Source organism: Secundilactobacillus hailunensis (assembly GCF_005405185.1).
In the GTDB taxonomy this organism is placed as follows: Bacteria; Bacillota; Bacilli; order Lactobacillales; family Lactobacillaceae; genus Secundilactobacillus; species Secundilactobacillus hailunensis.
In genome coordinates, this window is the sequence record NZ_BJDO01000022.1 from 14,111 (window position 1) to 39,749 (window position 25,639).

Annotated in this window: 23 protein-coding genes and 1 pseudogene; 19 read left to right on the forward strand and 5 right to left on the reverse strand. The window is 41.2% G+C overall.

Annotation, left to right across the window (positions count from 1 at the left end; all coding sequences use genetic code 11):
• The first annotated feature begins 11 nt into the window (after positions 1–11).
• On the forward strand, positions 12–665 hold the full coding sequence (locus FFM73_RS07140; protein ID WP_137631090.1) for a TetR/AcrR family transcriptional regulator: 654 nt from the start codon (positions 12–14) through the stop codon (positions 663–665).
• Between the two features lie 40 nt (positions 666–705).
• On the opposite strand, the gene FFM73_RS07145 is transcribed toward FFM73_RS07140, so the two are convergent.
• Entirely contained in the window at positions 706–1,374 is a 669-nt protein-coding gene (locus tag FFM73_RS07145) for a DUF6198 family protein (protein WP_505952476.1), read from the reverse strand.
• Between the two features lie 847 nt (positions 1,375–2,221).
• Here FFM73_RS07145 and FFM73_RS07150 point away from each other — a divergent pair.
• The 6 genes from FFM73_RS07150 (at position 2,222) to FFM73_RS07175 (ending at position 6,960) form a co-directional block, all read left to right on the forward strand.
• Entirely contained in the window at positions 2,222–3,301 is a 1,080-nt protein-coding gene (locus FFM73_RS07150) for a methionine ABC transporter ATP-binding protein (RefSeq protein WP_137631091.1), read from the forward strand.
• The gene (locus tag FFM73_RS07155) at positions 3,298–3,969 is read left to right on the forward strand and encodes a methionine ABC transporter permease (RefSeq protein WP_137631092.1); all 672 of its coding nucleotides are present in this window, start codon (positions 3,298–3,300) and stop codon (positions 3,967–3,969) included. Before FFM73_RS07150 ends, FFM73_RS07155 begins: the two co-directional genes overlap by 4 nt.
• Before the next feature lie 14 nt (positions 3,970–3,983).
• Positions 3,984–4,844, forward strand: a complete 861-nt coding sequence (locus tag FFM73_RS07160; RefSeq protein ID WP_137631093.1) for a MetQ/NlpA family ABC transporter substrate-binding protein — start codon at positions 3,984–3,986, stop codon at positions 4,842–4,844.
• A gap of 32 nt (positions 4,845–4,876) precedes the next feature.
• Positions 4,877–5,350 carry an S-ribosylhomocysteine lyase gene (locus FFM73_RS07165; RefSeq protein WP_137631094.1) on the forward strand — a complete coding sequence of 158 codons (474 nt, stop codon included), beginning with the start codon at positions 4,877–4,879 and terminating at the stop codon, positions 5,348–5,350.
• 20 nt (positions 5,351–5,370) lie between these two features.
• Positions 5,371–6,141, forward strand: coding sequence for an acetoin reductase (locus tag FFM73_RS07170; protein ID WP_137631095.1), 771 nt, complete (start codon positions 5,371–5,373; stop codon positions 6,139–6,141).
• 369 nt (positions 6,142–6,510) lie between these two features.
• Complete coding sequence (locus tag FFM73_RS07175; protein WP_137631096.1) at positions 6,511–6,960, forward strand: hypothetical protein; 450 nt, start codon at positions 6,511–6,513, stop codon at positions 6,958–6,960.
• Between the two features lie 198 nt (positions 6,961–7,158).
• On the opposite strand, the gene recA is transcribed toward FFM73_RS07175, so the two are convergent.
• A complete protein-coding gene (recA, locus tag FFM73_RS07180) occupies positions 7,159–8,250 on the reverse strand; it encodes a recombinase RecA (protein WP_137631097.1) in 1,092 nt (363 codons plus the stop codon).
• Positions 8,251–8,386: 136 nt separating this feature from the next.
• On the reverse strand, positions 8,387–8,791 hold the full coding sequence (locus FFM73_RS07185; RefSeq protein ID WP_137631098.1) for a hypothetical protein: 405 nt from the start codon (positions 8,789–8,791) through the stop codon (positions 8,387–8,389).
• Between the two features lie 615 nt (positions 8,792–9,406).
• Between FFM73_RS07185 and FFM73_RS07190 the strand changes: the two genes are divergently transcribed.
• From FFM73_RS07190 to nhaC, 7 genes are all read left to right on the forward strand, one after another.
• Positions 9,407–9,529, forward strand: a complete 123-nt coding sequence (locus FFM73_RS07190; protein WP_089136372.1) for a TFIIB-type zinc ribbon-containing protein — start codon at positions 9,407–9,409, stop codon at positions 9,527–9,529.
• 72 nt (positions 9,530–9,601) lie between these two features.
• On the forward strand, positions 9,602–9,850 hold the full coding sequence (locus FFM73_RS07195) for a hypothetical protein (protein ID WP_137631099.1): 249 nt from the start codon (positions 9,602–9,604) through the stop codon (positions 9,848–9,850).
• A gap of 18 nt (positions 9,851–9,868) precedes the next feature.
• Positions 9,869–10,144 (forward strand): helix-turn-helix domain-containing protein, encoded by a 276-nt coding sequence (locus FFM73_RS07200; protein ID WP_235874472.1) that lies wholly within the window; start codon positions 9,869–9,871, stop codon positions 10,142–10,144.
• Positions 10,145–10,250: 106 nt separating this feature from the next.
• Complete coding sequence (gene tyrS, locus FFM73_RS07205; RefSeq protein ID WP_137631100.1) at positions 10,251–11,510, forward strand: tyrosine--tRNA ligase; 1,260 nt, start codon at positions 10,251–10,253, stop codon at positions 11,508–11,510.
• A 209-nt stretch (positions 11,511–11,719) separates the two neighbouring features.
• Complete coding sequence (gene tdc / locus FFM73_RS07210) at positions 11,720–13,603, forward strand: tyrosine decarboxylase (protein WP_171001237.1); 1,884 nt, start codon at positions 11,720–11,722, stop codon at positions 13,601–13,603.
• A gap of 29 nt (positions 13,604–13,632) precedes the next feature.
• Positions 13,633–15,060 (forward strand): tyrosine-tyramine antiporter, encoded by a 1,428-nt coding sequence (gene tyrP / locus FFM73_RS07215; RefSeq protein ID WP_137631102.1) that lies wholly within the window; start codon positions 13,633–13,635, stop codon positions 15,058–15,060.
• 75 nt (positions 15,061–15,135) lie between these two features.
• Entirely contained in the window at positions 15,136–16,560 is a 1,425-nt protein-coding gene (nhaC, locus tag FFM73_RS07220; protein ID WP_137631103.1) for a Na+/H+ antiporter NhaC, read from the forward strand.
• A gap of 141 nt (positions 16,561–16,701) precedes the next feature.
• Here nhaC and FFM73_RS07225 read toward each other — a convergent pair whose 3' ends face one another.
• Entirely contained in the window at positions 16,702–16,935 is a 234-nt protein-coding gene (locus FFM73_RS07225) for a hypothetical protein (protein ID WP_137631104.1), read from the reverse strand.
• Positions 16,936–17,193: 258 nt separating this feature from the next.
• Positions 17,194–18,687, reverse strand: a complete 1,494-nt coding sequence (locus FFM73_RS07230) for a PucR family transcriptional regulator (RefSeq protein WP_137631105.1) — start codon at positions 18,685–18,687, stop codon at positions 17,194–17,196.
• Between the two features lie 147 nt (positions 18,688–18,834).
• Between FFM73_RS07230 and FFM73_RS07235 the strand changes: the two genes are divergently transcribed.
• The 5 genes and pseudogenes from FFM73_RS07235 to FFM73_RS13185 all read left to right on the forward strand — a co-directional run bounded on the left by FFM73_RS07235 (position 18,835) and on the right by FFM73_RS13185 (position 25,017).
• Entirely contained in the window at positions 18,835–20,004 is a 1,170-nt protein-coding gene (locus FFM73_RS07235; protein ID WP_137631106.1) for an NADH-dependent flavin oxidoreductase, read from the forward strand.
• A gap of 25 nt (positions 20,005–20,029) precedes the next feature.
• A complete protein-coding gene (locus FFM73_RS07240) occupies positions 20,030–20,896 on the forward strand; it encodes an SDR family NAD(P)-dependent oxidoreductase (protein WP_137631107.1) in 867 nt (288 codons plus the stop codon).
• A 181-nt stretch (positions 20,897–21,077) separates the two neighbouring features.
• The gene (locus tag FFM73_RS13080; RefSeq protein WP_268920507.1) at positions 21,078–21,209 is read left to right on the forward strand and encodes a hypothetical protein; all 132 of its coding nucleotides are present in this window, start codon (positions 21,078–21,080) and stop codon (positions 21,207–21,209) included.
• A gap of 549 nt (positions 21,210–21,758) precedes the next feature.
• Positions 21,759–22,184, forward strand: a complete 426-nt coding sequence (locus tag FFM73_RS07250; protein WP_137631109.1) for a (deoxy)nucleoside triphosphate pyrophosphohydrolase — start codon at positions 21,759–21,761, stop codon at positions 22,182–22,184.
• Positions 22,185–22,293: 109 nt separating this feature from the next.
• A pseudogene (locus FFM73_RS13185) lies at positions 22,294–25,017 on the forward strand (DEAD/DEAH box helicase).
• Positions 25,018–25,639 lie beyond the last annotated feature (622 nt).

Below are 25,639 nucleotides of genomic sequence, written 5' to 3' on the forward strand. Positions count from 1 at the left end.
AGGAGGGATAAATGAGTATGCTTGAATTGAATCCTGAAATTCCAAAGGACCCAGATAAGGTTAAGCGGATTATGAAAAGTGCCACTCGGATCTTTGCTAAAAACGGTTATTTACAGGCTAAGACGGCTGATATTGCCAAGGATGCTGAGGTTTCCAAGGGCATTGTTTTTCGCTATTTCGGCGATAAGGGGCACCTGTATTTGGCCACTGTGGAATACGTTTATGAGCGGTTGACCGATGTTGCTGACCTTTCAGTTTGGACGGATGCCAAGGATCTCGGCGATATGATTGAACGTGCGGTGCGGTACAAGATTCAGATGCAGCTGGATTACCCAGCAGAATTTAAGGTGTCAGTTCAGTCATTTTCAGATATGAAATTATTACCAGCGGATGTTCAACCAGAAATGGCTGAATTTTGGAAAAAGCGAACCGCAAAATCCACGGCAACGCTGGAACAGCCGGTTTTGGATCGGATGCATGTCCGTGCCGGGGTTGATAAAAAGGTTCTTGAAAAATTGCTTAATTCGGTTGGTGAAGCGGTTTTTGCGGATGCACAAGTGTTTATGCAGAAACATCCCAACGCACAGATTGAGGACTTTGAACCAATCATTGAACAGATTCGTAGTGAATTTGATATTATTGAGCACGGTTTTCTTGATGAATAAAAAATAAGTGAGCGGTCGTTTTTAACCGCTCACTTATTTTTTAATTTGTTTCGGCTGTCTTAGTTCTAAAGTTATGCGTTAAGTGTGGCCAGATGTAACGATCAGCTGCGGCAATGATGAACCCATTACAGATGATGGAGAACAGGGTCGCTAGATTGATTGAGTCGATTCGACCAGTTGGGAAATAAGCGATAGCGCACACAATCAGCGGTGGTAAGAAATCCAGCAGTTGAGAGGCTGTGGCGTTACCTTTTAAATACATAAACCTCAAGATGTTAGTCGTGTCATCGTTTGGATGCATCACAATGTTGGCTCGCTGATAGAGTGAGATACCCACGCAAAAGAGAGCGATTCCGGTACAGCTCAATATCAATCGCCAGATGATGGGTGCAGTGTTCACGCCGATCGAATCAAACCAGCGCACGAAATACTGCACGAAAGTTCCGAAGAACATGACAAACAGGACTTCACCAAAAAAACGTTTGCCATCCCAATGATGAATGAGAATCTGGTTGGTAATCGCATTGATGACACCGATACAAAATAGGAGCACACCCAAGCCAACACCAGTCCAGTTATGTAAGTTGACAGCGGAAGCGGACCACACCCCGCTTCCCATATTACCGGCAATGGATAACGCATTACCAAAAGCATTACAAATTAGACCGGCGATAAGGCCGATCCACCGTTCTTTCAAAGTATTTTTCACATTCTCCGCCTCACTTCTTGATTAGTTTATCATTATTAGACCGAGAATGTAATGTATCAGTTTAAATTAGACTTTGAGTTGACAGTATTCTTAGTTAAATTAATGATTTTTTGTGAAATATTATTGGTTTCCTTTAGCTACAATCACCAACTTTAACGATAAGGTGAGCGTCATCATATTTTATTTTTGATTTAGCGTGGGGCAAATAGGCACTAACATTAGCTGATGATGAGAAAATAATTGCAAAATATTTTTTAATATCTATAAATGCCTATTTGGAAGCATTTATAAAGGTAAAACTTTAATCATAAATGAGAGTGTGGATTAAGAAACGCTAATTTAATCTTGACACGCTCAAAATCGCGCGTCATACTAATACCAGTTGTTAAATACGAAGCAAGCGACAAGATGAGTAAGCTTTGCATGGTCTTCAGAGAGTTACCGTTTGGTGAAAGGTAACGGCTGTGTCCAGCTGAATATGGTCTTGATAATCGCTCTGTTGCTGAACCGTTGGGCTAGGCAGTGGCGGGAACTCCCGTTATAGAGTTAGGGTATGCACTGATAGCAGTAAGTACTGAACCGCTGTTAGTCAGTACCCGATGAGGAATATTTCCGCGAGGGGTATTCGAACTAAGGTGGTAGCACGATTAAATCGTCCTTTTATTTAGAGATAAATAAAGGGGCGATTTTTTGTTGCCAAGGTGTGGAAGCAGGCGGTTAGAGACTGGAGTGTAACGAAGCCTGGGCAAAAATCCCGGGTCTGGATTTATGACCGGGATTCGTTACGCGCAAGTCTCTGCCTGCTGAAACCCGATTAAACTATGTAAAATTAAGGGAGAGCAGCAATATGACTGAGACAGCAGCAAACGCAATTGAATTAAAAAACACATCAGTCCACTTTGATAACGGCGACCAACAGATCGATGCTGTGAAGAACGTTGATCTAACGGTTCCGCGGGGTGATATCTACGGCATCATCGGTTATTCCGGAGCTGGGAAAAGTACCTTGGTGCGCGTCATCAACCTATTGCAGAAGCCAACTGCTGGGACGGTGATCGTCAACAATCAGAAAATTCAGCAACTAAAACCAGTTGAACTACGGCAAGCCCGCAAAAAGGTCAGCATGATTTTTCAACATTTTAATTTAATGAAGTCCCGCACGGTACAAGGTAACGTGGAATACCCACTGTTAGGAACCAAGATCAGCAAGGCTGACCGGCACGCCAAGGCAGAGAAGTTACTAAAATTAGTTGGCTTGAGTGAATACGCGGGTACGTATCCCGGCCAGTTATCCGGTGGGCAGAAACAGCGGGTGGCCATCGCCCGAGCGTTAGCCAGTGACCCTGAAATCTTAATCTCAGATGAAGCCACCAGTGCGTTGGACCCGAAGACCACGAAATCAATTCTAGAATTACTGAAACAGCTGAATCGTGATTTGAATTTGACAATCGTTTTGATCACCCATGAAATGCAAGTAATCAAAAGTATTTGTCATAACGTAGCGGTCATGGATGCCGGTGAAATTATTGAACGTGGATCGGTCGCCAAGGTCTTCACGGAACCGCAGCAAAAGTTGACTAACGATTTTGTTGAAACTTCGACTAACGTGAAAGAAGCCATTGAGCGCATTACCAGCACGATCAAAATCAGTGAGTTTAAAGCTGATCAGGAACTGATGTACTTCAACTTTATTGGTAATTCTACCAAACAAAGCGTTGTTTCCGAGTTATCACAAAAGTACGGTGTGGACGTGAACATCCTGTTTGCTAACATCGATCAGATCGATGGCGAGAACGTGGGTTATATGATCGCCATCATTACCGGTGATTTGGCTGGCTTTAATGGCGCGGTTCAACAAATGAAAACGGAAGGCGTTAAAACTAGAATTTTGACGGATGAAACACTTAAAGGGGGTGATGGTCAATGAATGCGATTATGCCAAACGTCATGGCAATGAAGGGCGAGTTTATTCAGGCCACCTGGGAAACAATCTACATGACGCTGATGTCAGCCATCGTTTCAGCAGTTTTGGGATTGCTGGTCGGCGTGCTGTTAGTGGTTACGCAGCCAGGCGGAATTTTGGAAGACAAGCTGACGTATTCAGTTGTCGATAAGCTGGTTAACCTGTTGCGGTCCATTCCCTTCATCATCTTGCTGGCGGTGATTTCACCACTGACCAAGTTTCTAGTGGGGACCACCGTTGGGACGACTGCTTCGCTGGTACCGTTGATTTTCGGCATCTTCCCGTTCTACGCTCGGCAAGTTCAAAATGCGTTGCTGGACGTGGATCATGGAGTGATCGAGGCTGCTGAATCGATGGGTTCCAGTCCCATGGCAATCATCTTTCGAATTTATCTGCGGGAGGGTCTCGCCGATATCATCCGAGTTTCCATCGTGACCATTATTAGTCTGATCGGTTTAACGACCATGGCTGGTGCCATTGGTTCCGGTGGCCTTGGGGATGTCGCTATCAACATTGGCTACGCTCGTTTCGAGAATGACATTACCTTCATGGCAATGATCATCATTTTAATCTTAGTGTTTGCGGTTCAGCTGATTGGGGACTGGATCGTTAGAAGAGTCGAACATAATTAAAGGAGTGATATAAAATGAAAAAAAGCGCGTATTGGTTAATTGGTATTGTAGTCGTCGTTGTTTTAGCAGCATTTGGGATTCACGATATTTCTAATACCCAGGCGGCTAATAAGAGTAAGTCCAGTTCAATCTTGATTGGGTCGCAGGGGTCTGACATTGATATTTGGCAGCACATCGCCAAAACCAACGATGCTAAGAAATTGGGACTGAAGATCAAGGTGAAAAATATTGCTGATGGGGTGCAACTGAATAAGGCCACTGCGGATGGTGACGTGGATGTGAACGCCTTCCAGTCTTGGTCATACCTAGAAACCTATAATCAGCAGAATAAGTCTAACAAGTTGGCCGCATTAGGAACAACTTACTTGGAGCCCATGGGCCTGTATTCTAAGAAATACAAGAACGTTAAGGATATTCCGGCAGGGTCAACGATTGCCATTGCTAATAACCCATCGCAAGCTGCCCGTGGTTTAGTACTCCTGCAAAAGGCTGGTTTGATCAAATTGGATAAGAACTTCGGTTACGTTGGCACAGTTAAGGATATCAAGTCCAACCCGAAGAACTTCAAGTTCAAGCAGATCGATGACACCACTGGTCCGCGGGTGATCAACGATGTGGACGCGGTGCTGATTTCCAACACGGTGGCTTTGGAAGGCCATCTGCACGTGCTGACGGATTCCATTTATCATGAAAAAGTTGACCAAAGCACAAAGGACAACATTAACATTCTGGCCACTTCAGAAAAGAACAAGAATAATCCTAACTACAAGAAGTTAGTGAAGCTCTATCACAAGAAAGATATCCAAAAGTACATCAAGGATAAGTACTATGGCACCAAGATCGAAGTTAACAAACCACTTAGTTATTTGAAGTAACAGCTATTTAAAAATCAAAAGGAGAGCATATTATGGCTAAAGTTGAAAGTTTTACATTGGATCACACAAAGGTTAAAGCACCATACGTTCGGTTGATTACTGAGGAACACGGGGAAAAGGGCGACATTATTAGTAACTACGATTTGCGGTTAGTACAGCCTAATACAAACGCAATCCCAACAGCTGGTCTGCACACGATTGAACATCTGTTGGCGGGTTTGTTGCGTGACCGGCTTGATGGCGTGATCGACTGTTCACCATTTGGCTGCCGGACCGGGTTTCATTTGATTACTTGGGGTCAGCATTCTACTACCGAAGTTGCCAAAGCTTTGAAGAGTTCACTAGAAGAAATTGCCGACAAGATCGAATGGAAAGACGTTCAGGGGACTGATAAGTACAGTTGCGGCAACTACCGCGACCATTCACTCTTCTCAGCAAAGCAGTGGTCATGCGATATTGTTGATGCAGGTATCAGTGACGATCCATTCGAACGGCACACGATTTAGACTAGTCAGGAGGTCATAGCATGGCAAAATTAGCAATTGTAACGGGTTCAGGACAAGGTATTGGTGAAGGAATCGCGCACCGTCTCGCAAAAGAGGGTTACGCCATCGCTGTGGCCGACATTAACGACACTACCGCAGCTAAGGTCGCTCAAGATCTACAGAGCGAAGGCTATAGTGCCAAGGCTTATCATGTGGATGTGGCGCACCGTGACGAAGTATTTGCATTGGTCGATGCAGCGGTCAAAGATTTAGGGGAGTTGGCCGTTTATGTGAACAATGCCGGGGTAGCGTTCATTGAAAGCTTTATCGACTCGGATCCAGCAGACGTTGAACGCCTATTAGACGTGAATTTGAAGGGAACTTACTGGGGCATTCAAGCTGCTGGTAAGAAATTTAAAGAACAGGGTCACGGCGGCCGAATCGTTAACGCGGCTTCTTTGGCGGGCTATGAGGCTTCGGCATTGCAGAGTGCCTATTCAGCTTCTAAGTTTGGTATTCGTGGTTTGACGCAGTCGGCGGCTAAGGAATTTGCCAAGGATAAAATTACTGTGAATGCTTATAACCCAGGAATCGTGCGCACTAAAATGCGTGATGCGATTGATGAAAAAACGGCGGCAATTAAGCATAAGAGTGTGGCAGAGCAACGAGCAGACTGTTTAACTGAGATTGCGATTGGTCGTGAAGCCACGCCAGCAGATGTTGCTGCGGTGGTCGCTTGGTTTGTGAGCCCAGATGCCGGTTATGTGACTGGACAGAGTTTACAGGTTGATGGGGGAATGAGATTTCATTAAAGAGAGTGCGGAACAAGGCGGTTAGAGAGCGACGCGTAACGCCACCTTGCCATAAATCCCGGGTTTGGATTTGTGGTGAGGTGGTGTTACGCACAGCTCTCTGCCTTGTGTAGCACGTTTAGGCTAGGTAAACTCAACAAGCCTATAAATCCCGAACTTGGATTTGTGGTAAAGTCTCTTACATGGAGGTCTCTGTCTTGTTGAACACGTTTCCGCTAGATAACATCAACGAGTATAAAAAAACGCTTTACACCAACACTGCAAAAACAGCATTGATGCAAAGCGTTTTTTATGTAAATGAGTTTAGCAGTCTGACTGCAACAGGGGTAAAATAGAGGTAAATACATAGCAGGAAAGAAGTAACAGATCATGACAGAGCATTTGCAAGCGGCTAAACCGTCACAACAGATCTACCAAAGACGAGAGCCAGATGCACCAACGCACTATCAATATATGATTAGCGACATGACCAAAGTTAAACACCCGTTGGTCGAGCCAGCCCCACAGCTAGAAATGGCCCATCGTTCTAAGGCTAAGAAAAAGCATTCTTGGCTGACCACTATTGGTACGGGGATTGTTGTGCTAAAAGTTGGTGTCTGGGTATGGCCATACGTAGAGGGCTGGGTGATCGATATTGGCCTGATACTATTGATGATATTGGGATTATTTTTAATGTACGCATTTTGTGTTTGGCTCGATAATAAAACGGGTGGTAGTGGCTACTCCGGTCCGTATGATGATGACAGCTACGATGCCGGCTGGTTTGATTCGTGGGCGTTTCATAATGATGGTAATGATCATAATGATAACTTGTACTGAGTGCGAAACAAGGCGGTTAGAGAGCGACGCATAACGGGTATCACCATAAATTCTGGGCTTGAATTCGTGGTGATACCCGTTATACAAAGCTCTCTGCCTTGTTGAACACGTTAAGGCTAGTTAAGGCTATATAAAAGAAATGAGCAAATTAAAAGGCGCTGATCCAATCAGATCAGCGCCTTTTCCATGTGGAATCAACTAAACTGCTTCAGTGTGATTACCAGTGGATTTATCATCCTTATCTAGTTCCTGATCTTTTTTCTCGTCATTCCACATATCTTTAATGTCTTTTTCAATCTTATCTTCTAGTTCGGGATGCTGTTCCAAATAATCGATCACGTTTGGCTGGCCTTGACCCAGGCGTTCGTCTTGGTAGGAATACCATGAACCGGACTTTTTAACGATATCGTTATCTACTGCAATTGTCAGTAGATCACCCGCATGAGAAAGTCCCTTACCGAAGAAGTTTTGCACTTCGACCTGTTTAAATGGCGGGGCAACCTTATTTTTAGTGACCTTAATCTTAACGTTAGTCCCAATGATGTCCTGACCGTTTTTAATGTTGTCACGCCGCCGAATCTCCAACCGAATCGTTGAGTAGAACTTCAGCGCACGACCACCAGGTGTGACTTCAGGATTACCGAACATGACACCCACTTTTTCACGAATTTGGTTAATGAATAGCAGGGTCGTTTGCGTTTGATTGGCTAAACTAGTGAGGCCACGTAATGATTGCGACATTAGCCGCGCTTGTAAACCAACGTGGTTATCACCAATTTCACCGTCAACTTCAGCTTTGGGCAGCATGGCTGCGACTGAGTCGAAAACAATCATATCCACGGCACCGCTTTTAACTAATTCGCTGGCGATGTTAAAGCCATCTTCAGCAGTTCCTGGTTGCGATAATAGCAGTGAATCCAAATCAACGCCAAGGTTCTTAGCGTAAGCTGGATCCAACGCATTTTCAAAATCAATGTAGGCCACGATCCCGTTTTCTTTTTGAAGGGCAGCAACGGCTGTTAAAGCCAAGGTAGTTTTCCCAGATGATTCCGGTCCATAAAGCTCCATGATGCGGCCATATGGATAACCACCGCCAATTGCGTGGTCTAATGAAAGTAAGCCGGATGAAAAACGATTAATTTCAAGGTTAGGTTTATCGCCCATGCGCATCAAAGCGCCCTTACCGAATTTTTTATCAATTGCTTTTAAAGTTTGATCTAACGCCTGTTTGCGTTCCTTAGAGTCAGTCCGCTGTGACGGATGACCGGGTTCGAATAGTTGTAAGGCCATAAAGGCAATCCCCCTTATCTCGAACGTGTGTTCTTACACTACTGCTCTATTGTAGTCTTATTCATTGGATAAACAAAGCGAAAGGCAAAAATTACTGTCGATTGTTCCATGTGAAACAATGCCAGTAAAATCAGTTTTACAAACTAATCAAAATGTAGCCGCAAACGACACCCAGTGCAATCACAATGTTGAGCTTATCCAGTTGTTTGCCACGCTGGTAGTAGCGTTTGCACTGATCGTAAACGGATTGGTCATCCTGTGAAAGCTGTTTGTCATCCTTAGCCATAAACTGTTTAAATTTATTGACTGCTTGATTCTGCCGGTTGACCTTGCCAAAAGTTAAAATGATGCTGAGCGCAATGATCACAAGGACAGCAATAAAGAGCACGTTTGAAGTTGATGCTGAAACAACAGCTCTGCCACCAATCAGGCCATTCGCCACGGTTGCGGCTAATGCGATCACGAAGATAGCCGTGTTAAATATTTCTGTTCGCCAGTACGAACGCAGGTATCGCTGGTAATAGTTCAATTCTTTTTGCATAGTTATTAAGTCCTTTTTAGTTAGAAGGTTACTATAACATTATAGTCGATAATGTGATGGAGTAGGGTGAGAAATATAATGAGGATTGATTACAAAAATCAAAAAATGTATGAAAATTTCACTTAAATAGCTGCTATTTTGCCAAAATACTGCCTGAAATAATTGAAAATAACGCTCCAAAAGGCGTTTTAAGACGGATAATGGCGTTAAAAGTTCCCTCAAACTAGTTGAGCTGATTTTTATTTTGAAGTTTTTTAAATGAGGATAAAATGAGTCAAGTTAAATTTCAAAAAATTTTGGGTGGTTCCTGTTTGACATTCAAACTACAGCATGATACTGTAAGTTACAACATCAAAGGTCGTAAACTTTAACCTTTTCGTGAGTAGGACATTACCTCAGGGATCAGAGAAATAGTGGTTGGTGAAAACTATGCAGGGTAATGTTTCAAAATACTAAAGTGTTAGGACGCGGTTGCCCACCGATATATGGGAGAGAGTGTGAGGTGCTTGACACCTTGAACTAGGGTGGTACCGCGTTAAAAAACGTCCCTTCATTAGAGATAATGAAGGGGCGTTTTTTTGTACCTTGATGAAACTAAAAAAGGTGGTGTAAATGATGAAATCTAGTGATGTTACCATTCATTGCCCCGAATGCGGGGACATTGTTTTTGAGAAACACAACAATGGTGAAATTGTTTGTGCAGAATGCGGACACGTGATCAACAGTGCCACTAAATAACGTCAACGAGTTAACGAGCAGGTTCGCTATGGCAGTAGTAGATCTGCAATATAGCATAGGAGGTATAAATGTATGGAAAATACAAAGATAAAACCACATCAAGTTCTCAAAGCTAAGTTAACTCGAATCATTGTCACGCTAATTATGCTTTCTCCTTTGTTCATTATAATGATTAATGCGAGTTGGTCAAACGTTGATGGTATTTCTGGTGCTGTGATCTTGATTCTGATGGCAAGCATTGTCGTTGGACTGTGGCAACTGTCCAAGAGTTTGATCCTCACCATTCAAAAGGGTGCGGATACCGACTATAAAGAAAGATAATCAGATGCAGGTGATGATATGTTTGATTTAAATAACCATGACATTATGTCTTCCAGTGAAGCAGCTAGACGCTGGCATAAAGCTGACGATTACGTGCGGCAGGCCTATCGAAAGACTCCCTGGAAATTTCCGGAAGGCACTATTCGTAAATTTGGAAAACAGCTGATCGTAACGCGGCATGGCATGGAAGTAGTGACTGGATTAACTGAAGAAGAAGCAGCTAATGATGAGCATCAGTTTATACCATTAACTAATCGAGCTATTGGAAAAAATTATGATAAAAATGCCGGTTAGAATTAAAAGATTAGCTTGAGATGAGATAAGCACTATGTTGACACCGTTTACATGGCTGGCTTATGTTTATATCCGAAATCAAAGAATTCATTTGGAGGTAGAGGACATGAATATTATTGATGAGCTGACTTGGCGGGGTGCAATTAACCAGCAGACGGATGCTGAAGGCCTCAAAGAGCTGACTGAGAACAAGTCGATCTCGCTGTATTGCGGGGTCGATCCAACTGGTGACAGTATGCACATTGGTCATCTGATTCCGTTCATGATGATGAAACGGTTCGAACTGGCGGGCCACCACCCATACATTCTGATCGGTGGTGCCACCGGTAGTATCGGTGATCCAAGTGGGCGGAAATCAGAACGTCAGCTGCAGACCATGGAAACCGTTCAGGCGAACGTTAAATCGTTAACGCAGCAAATGCAGAAACTGTTTGGCGGGAGTTCGAATATTTCGTTTGTGAATAACTATGACTGGCTCTCAAAAATTTCATTACTCGATTTTCTCCGTGATTACGGGAAATTAGTGAATATCAACACCATGTTGGCTAAGGACATTGTTGCTAGCCGCTTGGATGTTGGTATTTCTTTTACCGAATTTACGTACCAGATCCTCCAATCGGTCGATTTTCTCACACTGCATCACGAACATGGGATTCAACTGCAGATTGGTGGCGCGGACCAATGGGGCAATATCACGAGTGGAATCGATCTGATCCACAAGATCGATGGCGCGGATGAACAAGTCTATGGGTTAACGATTCCGTTAATGCTGAAGGCGGATGGTACTAAGTTTGGGAAAACCGCTGGTGGTGCGATTTGGCTCGATGCTAAAAAGACGTCGCCATACGAGTTTTACCAATTCTGGCTGAATCAAGACGACCGCGATGTTGTTAAATACCTCAAGTACTTTACGTTCTTAAATCAGACTGAAATTGCGGATTTGGAACAAAGTGTGAAAAAAGAACCGGAAAAGCGCTTAGCCCAAACCAGATTAGCGGAAGAAGTGACCCGTTTTGTGCATGGCCAAGAAGCCTTGGACACGGCACAGAAGATCACGGCCATTTTATTCTCTGGGAACGTCAAAGAACTGTCGGCCGCCGAAGTGCAGGATGCTTTTGGAAAAGCCCCCAGTGTGTCGGTAACAAGTGATCCGCAAAACGTCGTGGATCTGCTGGTTGAAACGAAGGTTGAACCGTCCAAGCGTCAAGCACGAGAAGATGTGACTAACGGTGCCATTACGATCAACGGTGACCGGATTTCGGATACCGCTTTTGAAGTGGATCCCAGCACGCAGTTTGACGGTCAATTCATCATTATTCGACGCGGTAAAAAGAATTACTTCCTGGCAAAAGTCCAACAGCAGTAAATTAGTTTTTAATTAATTTAGTAAAAGTAAAAGGCAATAACCGATACCGGTTATTACCTTTTTTAATGCGGCTTTACAGCCTTTATTGCAAGCAAATGTGAATATCACAGAAGCTATATTACAATTTGAATACTCTTTACAGGGTATTTCTGTAAGCGTATTCTCTAATTGCAAAACAAAAATACAACTTGGAGGCTGTTACCATGGAAATCACAGATTCGAAGATTAATGATTTAAATTTGGATGCCTTGTTTATCGGCGATAAGGCTGAAAACGGTGATTTGTACAAAGAATTGCTGAACAAACTTGTTGATGAGCACTTAGGCTGGCGGAAAAATTACATTCCTCAGGATAAGAACATGATTTCGCCTGAAGAACAGCAATCTCCCGAATTTCAAGATACGGTTAATCGCATGCGTAAGGTGCTGGATGATGTATCAAACCGGATTCGGACTGAATCGGTGCCATGGCATTCAGCCGGTCGCTACTGGGGCCATATGAATTCCGAAACCTTGATGCCTGCACTGCTGGCCTATGATTATGCCATGCTCTGGAACGGGAACAACGTGGCTTATGAATCCTCACCGGCGACTTCGCAGATGGAAGAAGAAGTCGGCCATGACTTTGCGACCATGATGGGCTATAAGAATGGCTGGGGTCACATTGTGGCTGATGGTTCGCTGGCTAACCTGGAAGGCCTTTGGTACGCACGGAACATTAAGTCGCTGCCACTTGCCATGAAAGAAGTCACTCCAGAGTTAGTTCAAGGCAAGTCAGATTGGGAACTGCTCAATATGCCAACCGACGAAATTATGAAACTGGTTGAACAATCCGGTGAAAAACTAGACGAATTAAAAGCCAAATCCGCACGTAGCGGCAAGAACCTGCAAAAACTCGGTAAGTGGCTGGTACCGCAAACGAAGCATTACTCATGGATGAAGGCGGCTGACATCATCGGGATTGGTCTGGATCAAGTGGTTCCCGTTCCAATCGACGAACATTACCGGATGGATATTGACGAGCTGGAAAAGATCATTCGCAGTTTGACCTCAGACCATACGCCAATCCTAGGGGTTGTCGGTGTTGCGGGATCAACTGAAGAAGGTGCCGTAGACCAGATCGATAAAATCGTTGAACTGCGACACAAGCTGCAGAAAGAGGGCATCTACTTCTACCTGCACGTGGATGCTGCTTACGGCGGCTACTTTAGAACCATTTTTCTTGATGAAGATAATAACTTTGTCCCATTCGACCAATTGAAGCCACTTCACGCCGAGAACCACGTGTTTACCGAATCAAAAGATTATATCAAACAAGATGTCTATAACGCGTATAAGGCCTTTTCCGAAGCTGAATCAATCACGATCGATCCGCATAAGATGGGCTACGTTCCTTATGCCGCTGGTGGGATCGCCATCAAGGACGTGGCAATGCGCGACACGATTTCATACTTTGCGACTTACGTCTTTGAAAAGGGTGCCGATATTCCAGCACTGTTAGGAGCCTACATCCTTGAAGGTTCAAAAGCCGGGGCCACTGCTGCTGCCGTTTGGGCTGCTCACCACACGTTGCCTTTGAACGTAACGGGTTACGGCAAATTAGAGGGTGCTTCACTTGAAGGCGCCCACCGTTACTACGATTTCTTAGATAAATTGAGCTTTAAGATCAATGACAAAACGATTGAAGTTCATCCGCTGGTCGATCCTGATTTCAACATGGTGGACTACGTACTCAAGGAAAAGGGTAACGATAGTTTAGCTGATATGAACAAGTTAAACCACCAATTCTACGAACAGGCTTCGTATGTGAAGGGCACCCTTTACAGCAAGGAATACATTGTGTCACATACTGATTTTGCCAGTCCAGATTATGGTGACAGTCCACTGCCATTTGTTGAAAGTTTGGGGATCAGCGAAGCCGACTGGAACAGCGTTGGCAAGGTGACGGTTATCCGGGCGTCAGTTATGACACCCTACATGAACCGCCAAGAAAACTTTGATTACTTTGTACCCAAGATCAAAGTTGCCATGAAAGAAGATCTGCAAAATATCTTCGTGGCAGAAACAACCAAACAATTATCTTCAGCAAAATAATGATATAAGGTGGATGGAAGGAAGTTACCATGAATAAACAAGCAACCAAATTGGGCCTGGGTACCTTTATTGGGATGACGATGGCCCTATGCGCGACAGTGCGTTCAATACCATCTGTGGCTGCTACCGGTTGGTCTCAGATTACCTATATGATTTTCGCGGTTTTGTTCTTTGCTTTACCAGTTGCCCTAATCTCAGGGGAATTGGGTACGATGCTCCAAGCTGACGGTGGCCCACAACTGTGGGTCAAAACGGCTTTGGGTGAAAAGTGGGGTTTTGTCACGGCCTGGCTACTCTGGGTTCAGATGTTTCCAGGAATGGTCATGGTGGCCTCAACCATTGGGCCGCTGTGGGGCAACACGTTCGGCAACGTCTCACTGGGCAATAACCACTGGTTTATTTTAGCCAATATTCTCGGCTTCTACTGGCTCATCACCGTGTTGAATTTACGGTTTGATATGGCTAAAGTCGGCGGTAACGTGGGGGTCTGGTTAGGCGTTTATATTCCCATCGTGACTATGCTGGTAATGGGGATCGCCGCCCTAATCAAAGAGGGGATCGACCCCGCAAGTTACCTGGGGACCTTTTCAGTTTCAAAATTGATTCCAAACCTCGGTAATTTACAAACTCTGCAGTACTTTGCTGCGATTTCATTTATTTACACGGGGATCGAAATGTCGTCCGTGTTTATTCCTCGGCTAAATAATGCCAAGAAAACTTACACTCGCGGGATCTTCGTTGCCCTGATTGGGTTAATCTTAATGAATATCCTGAACGGGATCTTAGTCGCAAACGCTGTGCCAAATGGTCAAATTCAGCTCTCAAACATTACGCAACCCATTCTGCTGTGGTGCCAGATTCTCGGCTGGCCAACGATCATTGCTAATATCTTCAGCTTCATGGTGGTGATTGGCGTGCTGATTCAATTATCTGCCTGGGTAACGGGGCCATCCAAGACCATGACGCAAGTTGCCCGCGATGGCCAATTGCCCGCTAGCTTTGGCTATCACAAGGTCAACAAGTATGGGGTTTCCCGCAACGTGGTGTTAACGCAAAGTATCTGTATCTCACTTTTCGCCTTACTCTACGGTGTCATGAAGAACGTTAATAACGTTTTCCTAACATTAACGAACGCAACGACTGTGATCTACGCTCTGGTCTATATTCTGATTGCCATCGCGTTGATCAAGTTACGGCAAACGCAACCGGATTTAGAACGACCATATCGATTAGGTAAAACTGGGAATGCAGTGGCCTATGTAGTGGCTTATGCCTTGATCTTCGGGATCATTGTCATCATCGCGGCAACCTTCTTGGCTTCCAACTTACTGCAATCGATCTTCGTTATCGCAATCACGCTCATTTTGTTTATCATTCCACTCATTATTGATCGCAACAAGAATAAAGAATGGATGATTCAAGTTCAAGCTGATTTACAATCGACGAATAACTTCTAGGTTGGCTGGAATGTCGAACAGGGACTTATCTGTTGATAGGTTCCTGTTTTTGTTTTGGAAAGAGGGCCGATGAAAATGGATTCTTCTAATAAGGCAGCCAGGTTTAGCTTGGGAGAAAGCTTGGTTGTGATGTTAGCCATGTTTACGATTTTAGGTGTGATGATCATTAAGTTTGATATGTCGCCGCAGATTCCCATCCTGTTTGTTTTCACCCTGGTCATGTTCTACGGCCACTTGAAGCACTTTTCCTGGGATGAGATTTTCGATGGGGTTTCCGAGGGCGTCACACCAGGAATTATTCCCATTTTGATTTTTTTGATGATTGGTATTCTGGTCGCTAGCTGGTTAAAGGCTGGAACGATTGCCGGCATGATGTTTATTGGGTTGAAATTAATTTCAGTGCAGCTATTTTTACCAACTGTTTTTATTATCTGTGCCATTATTGGTATCACCGTTGGCAGTTCATTTACGACCGTTTCGACCATCGGCATTGCCTTTATGGGTATCGGCCATGTGCTGGGGTTTGCAGCGCCGGTGATTGCCGGTGCCGTCGTATCGGGGGCCTTTTTAGGCAATAATATGTCACCCTTGTCAGATACGTCGAATCTAACGACCGGTATCGCCAAGGTTAATTTGTATACGCATTTGAAAAATATGAGTCTGACGGTTATTCCAGCTGCCGCTATTTCGCTAGTGGCCTTTGCGATGATTGGCCTGCACTCTGCTAAAAATGCTAATCTGAGTGCGGTTAACGCCATCTCCGTTCAGCTGATGGCGACCTACCATATCTCGTTGCTGACTTTTCTGCCAGTATTGGTGCTGCTCATTTTGGCTTGGCGTAAGGTACCGGCAATTCCAACGTTGCTGCTAGGGTCGTTAACCGCTATTATTCTGTCACTGTTTCAAGATCGGTCATTCTCTTTTGATCAGATTGGTGATTTATTGATGAACGGCAATCACGTTGCCAGCAGTAATACAGTCATTAATCGCTTGATGAGTGGCGGTGGAATCACTAACATGCTGAGCTCTGTAGCACTGATTATCCTAGCGCTATCGCTGGGCGGGTTACTGATTAAATTTGGCATTATTGAGGTATTGATCAATAGCATGCGTAGTCTGATCAGCACGCCTGGCCGACTGATATTGGCCACCTTAACCGGTTCATTAGCTGTAAATCTATTGGTGGGGGAGCAGTATCTGTCGATTATTTTGCCCGGCGAGACGTTTAAAAAGTCCTATGACGAGCTACAAGTCGATAAAAAATACCTCTCCAGAACCTTAGCTACGGGTGGTGCCGATATTAACGCGTTAGTACCTTGGGGGGTCAGCGGTATCTTCTGTTCGGCCACGCTGGGAGTCAGTGCCTTTCAATACATTGGCTACGCGTTTTATCCGTACTTGAATCCGTTGATGACGATCATTTTGGGGTTTACGGTAGTGACTTGGACCACCAAACGGTTTAAGAAGCGTCACGCGAGTAACAAGGAAGAGTTTAGTTAATAGGAAGAAATTGGGTACAAGAAAAGCACTTCTATTGTAAGAAGTGCTTTTCTTGTACCCAATTTTTTGATGATTGAATTTAATTAATAGTAGGTTTTAGTTTCAATTTTTTATGAACTGCCCGTCACGATGATTCAAGAATTATATTTTGGTGTAGCCTAAACCAATATAATTCCCAGCTGAACCATTTTGACTAGTAATATCTGAGACGCCAGTCATATCGTTGACGGTGGCAGTACTTCTAGAAGAAGTTGTTACTTTAGCAGGAGAAGTTTTTGAAGCTGTTGAATTTGCTGATGATGACACACCAACTCCTACGAAAAGTGCACATGTACAGATAGCTAACAGAAGACCCTTAATTGTTTTAGATGACATCGATTTGAAACCTCCAGAAATAAGTTATTGTTAAATAGTGAACAAATTAACACATTCAATTATAGCCTTAATTACGACCAAGAGAAACCCAAGAATGTACTGCTGGGGACTATTAGGGTTTGGCTATATGTGAAACAAACGACAAAAGCAGTTATGGCAATTAATTGGATTGTATTTTAGACAATGTTTGAGCTAAATGATCCTCTAAAAAATTAAAAACAACTTCTTTTCCTTTTGAGGAAAATTAAGTAGCGATACTTATTTTGCATGCAGAAACTTTAAAATTTTAAAACTATATTCGACTTGAAAAAGTTGTTCACTATTACTTAAATCAAGATTAGTGAGCGTTGTAATCTTTTCCAACCGATTAGTTAATGTATTGCGATGGATATATAAGGTAGCAGCAGTTTCCTTCAATAATCGATTACGCTGTAAATAAACTTCTAAAGTTTTGAGTAATTCACTATCATGTTGCTGATCATGTTTTTTTAAGACCTTTAAGATAGGACTCTCTGTCATTTTTAAAAGGTCATCATCATTTAATTGACTCAAAATAATTTCAAAACGGAAACTTGAACTTTGATTAATTTCTGAGAGTTGATGCAATTTAGATCCAATTTTAAAAGCCGCTTTACAGTAATTTAGATGATTTAAACTCTCAAAAAAATTGGAATAAACATCGGAACTCATGATATTTAGATTTAATTTTTTAGCCAATGAGCGAAGCTGATGCATGAAACTATCAGTGGCTTGATTGGGGAAAATGGCATAAATATATTGATCACGGATAGAAATAAATGCGTTAACATTGAATGCTTTTAATTCTTCAGAAAAGTAGCGAAGTTCTTGATTTGTACCTTGACGTTGAGGCTTTATTATAGCTGCAATACAATTTTTTGAAAGTGTTATTTTAGCTTCAGATAATAATATTTTAATACGTTCTGACGTATTTTGATCCAGAATGCAATCTAATATTCGCTGACGAGAATTACCATACATTTCGCCAAAATTCGGGCTTTGACTCAATGTTTCAGTCGTAATTTCAGCAATTTTAGGGAGTAATGCCCAATGAGTTGCATTAATTGGTGTAGGAACATTAAACATGACAATATAACCAATATTGTAATTTTCCCAAGTAAGACGAATACCTAATTTATGGACTGGGGATAGATCACAACTAACATAAAATGGTGAAAGTGCATCATCAGGGTTAGAGTTGCTGACGATACGGTTCATTTCTAGTAGCAAGGAGTATGGTGCGTAACCATCTTCAATAATTCGTTCCCATAGTGGATCGGAGATGTCATATTTAGTTGAATAAGTGATGACTTTATATGAATTATCAATGACGATAATTGGATTGCTTAAAATCTTGGAGGCTTGGTTAATAATATCCTGTAGTGGTGTTCGCTTCATAGCTTGAAGTGAGAGATTAGTAATCGCTAAACTTTGTTTGTTTTCGGTGGATAATAAATTACTGATAAAATTTTGAATAGCGATAAGATCATCCTGTTTAGCAATAATGCCAGAATTAATTTTAGGATACATATTCTCGTTATAACTCAAAATAGATTTGGAAAAATGATTCAATGAACCCTGTAAATCAGTATAAATGATATCATTTTCAGGTTGTCGATCATCAGCCTGATTAAGCAGTTGTATTTCACTGATATCAGGATTAAATTCAACATTCTTAACTATCTGACAATCGAAATTTGTTCGAACTGCATTATAAATTGTGTCTAATTTCATTATATTAAATCATCCCTTGTGTGCATAATGCATAACTGAAAGAACTAATTCTGTACATGCATAATAGTGAATGCGTTTTCAGTATGTGCTAAATTCATTATATAGATTGATACAGAAATCACAAGTAAAAGAAAGGATGTATTTAATATGAGTTATCAATTTCTTGAACCATACACTTTTAAAAATGGAATCAAAGTTAAAAACCGGGTCGTTATTCCGCCGATGACAGAATGCATGAGTTTTGCTGATGGTACTGTTACTTCGGATGAATGTAATTATTTTAATATTCATACAGGTGGCGCTGGCATGTTCATCACTGGTTGTGCATTTGTTAATGAAGAGGGTCGTGGCTATGAAGGTGAATTAGGTGCTTCAGATGATAAATTTATTCCAGGACTCACTCGATTAGCTAGTGCAATTAAACAAAATGGCACTAAGGCTATTTTACAAGTGTTCAGTGCTGGTCGGATGAGCACCACAGCAATTTTACGTGGTAAGAAGCCAGTTAGTGCTAGTGAAGTTCCTGCACCACGTCCAGGAGCAGAAACACCTCGTGCACTTAAAACTGAAGAAGTCGATCAATTAGTTAAGGATTTTGGAGAAGCAACTCGCCGTGCAATCCAAGCTGGGTTTGATGGCATTGAAATTCATGGTGCCAACACTTATCTAATTCAACAATTTTTCTCACCACATTCAAATCGTCGAACCGATAAATGGGGTGGCAGTCTAGAAAAACGGATGCGCTTCCCACTAGCTATCATTGATGAAGTTAGTGCTACAATCAAAAAATATGCTGACCGACCATTCTTGTTTGGTTATCGAATTTCACCAGAAGAAATTGAAGAACCAGGCATCCGCTTCAGTGATACGCTCGCATTGATTGACGAAATCGTCAAACGTCCAGTGGACTACTTACACGTTTCAATGGGAACAGTATGGCGTACGTCATTGAACAATAAAGATGATAAGACTGCGTTGAACCTAGAAATCAAAGAACGTATCGGTGATATGCCATTGATTGGTGTTGGTGATGTTGAAAAGCCAGAAGAGGCTGAAGATGTAATTGATAAGGGTATGGACTTTGTTGCTATCGGGCGTGAATCAATTCGTGAACCACATTGGGTACAAAAAGTTGAAGCTAATGATGAAAAATCAATTCGTTATGACTTGTCATTGACTGATTTAGACGAATTAGGTATTAAAGCACCATTTTGGGACTTTATTATGTCACTATTTGGTGCAGGAATGCATGTGACAGGGCAAAACAACATTGATCGTAAGACTTATCGAGATGCCGTTGACCAATTGTTAAGCTAATCAAATCAAAGGATAGGTGAAAAAGATGCTAAAAGATTTTCAAGGAAAAGTTGCCTTTATTACTGGTGCTGCTAGTGGATTTGGTAAAGTACTTGCCAAGGAGGCTGCCAAACGTGGCATGAAATTAACTTTGGTAGATATTGATAGCGATAGTTTAAAGGCCGTCGCCGATGACCTATCAAAACAAACAGATGTCTTGGCAATTTCTGGAGACGTTTCTCTACAAGCAACCGTTGATGATGCCGTCAAACAGGCCATGGCTAAATATGGACAAATTGACTTACTTATAAATGATGCTGGTGTTGTAGTTGAAGGTAATGTATGGGAGCTACCACCACATGATATTGAGTGGATCTTGGGTGCTAATGTTATGTCACAAGTTTATTCAATGCATGATGTTATCCCGATTATGAAAAAGCAAGGAACACCAGCCCACATCGTTAACGTGGCATCAATTGCTGGTTTACTCGCGATTCCAGGGATGCCTGCCTATCATACAAGCAAGTACGCTGCAGTTGGTTTATCAGAAAGCACTAGTCTTGATTTACAGTCTGCAGGTATTAATAATGTTGGTATTTCAATTTTTGCACCTGGGTTTGTTCAAACAGACCTACATCACTCAGAGACGCATCGTCCAGAACGTTTTGAAGATAAAAATAATCCTTATTACCAAAGTGAAACGTTTAAAAACGGCAAGAAGTGGATGGAACAATGTATCACCACTGGGCACCCACTAGATACGATTGTTCAACCAATTTTTGATGCGATTGAGAACAATACGTTCTACATTTTGACTGATCGTGATTATGATGGCGTTTTAAAAGACCGTGCACAACGCATTATGGACACTAAAGGGCCAGATTTAGGGTTCTTAGGACAATTTTTAGGTTAGTAATAAGTAAATAAATATTGATACGAACAGGATGTTTGATTCTCCGTTAGAGAATTGAACATCCTGTTTTGTGATGGATGTTTAGCTAAGGATATACGTGATACAGAACTATTATTTACTAATTAAAGATCGAAAGCTAAATGACTATTTTAAGCAGGAGAGTATCAAGTATGCTAGTGAGATGGCTAGGTTAGATCAATATAATGAGAAACGAGAAAAGAAAATTAACTATGATAAAATGCTCGCAGCTAAGAAACAAGATCAAGTAATTTACTCCACTAATCCACAAAAAAAGAAGGTTAAAACTGATTAAGCAGCTGCTACTGTTAATCAAGAACTGGCTCGAAAAGTTCTTAAAAGTACCAAAATTATTCTCATAGATTGGCAAACAACGTATCCAATTACCAAGGCGCTAACTAGATATGGTGCAGAAGTGATGACCTTTAATGACAGTAATTATCACTATAATCGTTTACAGACAGTTCTTAACCGTGAGGATATTGATCTCATACTGATTAATCCGAATGGCATGCATCATGAAGTTGATTTAATTATTAAAGATCCAAACTTTAAATATCAGAAACGAGTGCTGAACTTACAGCGGGTTAAGGATAGTAAGCGGAATGCTTTTGATGAAGTTGTTTGGTGGTTGAATGGGATGAGGTCGAGGGGAGAAAGGTAAAGTAGTATACCTATATGTAGGTTTTTCGCTTAAATCGAAATTAATAATAAAAAATGATGTGGTGTTCTAAAGGGGATAATGACTTTAGAATTACACATCATTTTTACTATTACCATTCTGATACCGTTTTAGATGTGATAATATATTATTATTAGACACAGAGAACGAAAGGTGTTCAATATGAGAAAGCAAATTAACGTGGTGGGAGCCACTTTTATTGAAAATGGTCAAATCTTAGCAACAAAACGAAATGATGATCGTGTATTAGGAACACTATGGGAGTTTCCTGGTGGAAAAATTGAGCCGCATGAAACACCAGAACAAGCTTTAAAGCGGGAATTAACTGAAGAGTTCAATGATGAAATTATTGTGGGCCCTCGTGTGACTGAAACCAGTAGTTATGAGTACGATTTTGGGGTTGTTAATTTAACGGTTTATTATGCTAAGTTCTTAACCCATCATTTTGATCTGATAGCGCATAGTAAAGTCGAGTGGTTGAATCAAGACGAGCTGGGTCAACTATCTTGGGCAGAAGCTGATCAGAAAGCAGTTAAGATAGTTTCAAAAGCAGATTTAACACAGGTGAAATTTAATGAATTTAACTGATATTCAATCTAAAATTGAAAATTCATTAGCTAATGGTTTTGTTGACCAAAAAATTGCTGGTTCTGAAGAATTAATGCCACAATTTATTCATAATGGTCCTGGCGATACGATGTTGCTACATATTGAAAGGGAGCTGTCGCACTGTTCATCATTTACCTTTGCTATCGCATTTATAACTGAAGGTGCACTAACCTCTCTTAAGGTGAAATTGGCTGATTTAGCAACCAAGGGTATTCGTGGTCGAATTTTAACCTCTACATATTTGAACTTTAACTCTCCAAAAGCGTTTCAAGAATTAAGAAAATTGGCTAACGTGGATGTTCGGATTGCTGAAAATGATAATTTTCATGCTAAGGGCTATATTTTTGATCATGATGCACAACACTATCAGTCTGCTATTATTGGGAGCTCTAATCTAACTGAGCAAGCCCTAATGAATAACTACGAATGGAATATCAAATTTACTTCTTACGATAATGACTCAATTACAGAAAAATTAATTCAAGAAGTTGAGCTGGCCTGGAAACAAGCGACACCACTGACTACAGATTGGATTACAATTTATTCTGAGAATTATCAACCAGTTGTTCGAGCTGAACCAAATACGAATAAGACTATTTCAGCAAATAAAATAACGCCCAACGCTATGCAATGTGAGGCACTTAATAATTTGTTGGAAATTCGAAATAGTGGTGCCAAACGAGCATTGATTATTTCAGCAACTGGTACTGGTAAAACTTATCTAGGAGCTTTTGATGTCGCTAATTATCAGCCCAAAAAGTTTCTATACATTGTATATCGAGAACAAATTCTTGATAAAACTATGGATAGTTTTCGGCAAGTGTTAAGTGATGAACCAGAAAATTCCTTTGGGAAAATTTCTGGAACGCATCGGGACATGGATGCTAAATAAACTTTTGCGACCATTCAAACTTTATCTAAACAGAGTTGTCTTACACAACTTAATCCAGATGAATTTGATTATATTTTAGTTGATGAAGCTCATCGAATTGGTGGAGAGACATACCAGCGCGTTCTAGATTATTTTCAACCAAAGTTCTTATTAGGCATGACTGCCACGCCAGAACGGATGGATGATTTTAACTTATTCGAAATGTTTGATCATAATATTGCCTATGAAATCCGTTTGCAGAAGGCACTAGACGAAAAGATGCTGTGCCCATTTCACTATATTGGGATAACCGACTATGAAAAAGATGGCGTAGTTAGCGATGATACCAGTACGTTGAAATGGCTAGTATCCGATGAACGAGTGGATTATATTATCAAACAAACGACATATTATGGCTATTCCGGAGATTGTTTACACGGCCTTATTTTCTGTAGTCGAAAAGATGAAGCTTATGAATTAGCTGATCTTATGACTAAAAAAGGTTATCCCAGCAAGGCACTCACTGGAGAGGCAGCTCAATCAAAACGAAATGAAGTCGTCGATGAATTGGAACAAGGAAAAATTGAGTACATTATTACTGTTGATGTTTTCAATGAAGGCATTGATATTCCTTGTGTCAATCAGGTCGTTATGTTAAGAAATACGCAGTCCAGCATCGTTTTTATTCAGCAATTAGGACGTGGCTTGCGAAAGGCAAATAATAAGTCATATGTGACAGTAATTGACTTCATCGGTAATTACAAAAACAACTATTTAATTCCAATTGCACTTACGGGTGATAAGTCCCGCAGTGCTGACAAAGCGCGTGATGATTTGGAAGTTAGACAAATTTCAGGTGTATCAACGGTTAATTTCTCAGAAATTGCTAAAGAAAGAATTTACCAGTCGATTAATCACACGAGTTTAGATGGTTTGGCTGTTCTACGAGACGATTATAAGAATCTTAAGCACCGAGTAGGTCGTGTACCATTACTGTGTGATTTTCAAAAATCCGAAAAGGTTGATTGCACGGTATTTGCTGATAAATGTCAGAACTACTATCATTTTCTACTTAAAATGAAAGAAGACGTACATCTTACTGCAGATCAAGAGGCCATTCTTAGTTTTATTTCGATTGAATTGATGAATGGAAAACGTAGTGTGGAATTAATTTTATTAAATGAACTGATTAAGCACCAAGGAAAATTTGCTAAACGTAATCTTGAAACTTTGATGGCTAAACAACAAATTTTCTATAATGCAGATGTATCTAGGTCGGTTGAACGTGTACTTTCACTTGAGTTCTTCCAGAAGGCTGCGAAAAAGAAGTATGGTGATGAACCGGTTGTTTTAATTGAAGATGGTAGTTATCAATTAAATACAAAGATTATTGATTGGCTTGAGAATAATACACTGTTTAATGAATTACTAACGGATGCTGTTCATGTAGGCATAATGAGATCTAATAAGTACAATCAAGATGAGCAATTTACTTTGTATCATCGATATAACAGGAAAGACGTTTGCCGAATATTATGTTGGGATAATGATACTAGTTCAACAATTTATGGCTATCGAGTAAGAGACCATGAATGCCCCATTTTTGTGACTTATGCTAAGTCGGATCAAATTGATTCAAGTATTAATTATCAAGATCGGTTTATTAATGCTGATACTTTTCAATGGTACACACGACATAATGTGAAGCTGGATTCAAAAGAAGTTGTGAATATTAAAGATAGTCAAACGACTATTCGATTATTCATTAAAAAGAACGATGATGAAGGCAAAGGTTTTTATTACTTTGGTGAAGTACAGGTTAGAGAAACAGAACAACAAGAGTTCCAGGTTAAAGATGATAAAGTTGAACCAATTGTATGGATGATTTTACAGTTGGATGATAGTGCACAGTATGATAAGTATTTGTTGTTTGAAAAATAGTTTGACTAGAATGGTATAGATTCTTAAGCTTGCAAAAATGAGGTATATTTTCTAATGTTAAAGAGAATCAATCCGATGAATTATGAAGAAAAGTATCTACAGTGTTAAAGCTTCGAAATGAGTGTTGTTGGAATAAGTACCACACAATTTGTTCGGGTTAGGGCTATAATTGAAGGTATGCTAAATAAAACGAGACCACAATAATTGTGATCTCGTTTTGTTTATCGTTTTTCAATACGACATAGCGTATATCCGGTAGCTTTGGCTTTTGCTAGGGATATGTGTTTAATGTGGTGATGAGCTCGCGTTAACCCCCAACAGTGTTTGTTATAGTGGTACTTTTTCCCATGACGAGGAGCAATCCACACCATAGCTGCCGCATCAGTGATCTTGGGGGCAACCACTGAAGTAGTAAGCCCAGTTGAAGTAGAGACTAATAGGATAATAACAATACGGGTGATGATTTTTTCATTGTTCAACTCCTAAATATTTTTTAGTGAAAGGCTTATGATAGAATAATTAATGTCAACGCCGATGTGAAAATGTCGTTTTTTGCCGATTAAAAAATGCTGTTTTTTACCGATAAGGTTTACAGTGTCTCACTGCTCCTTTCTTTATTTTG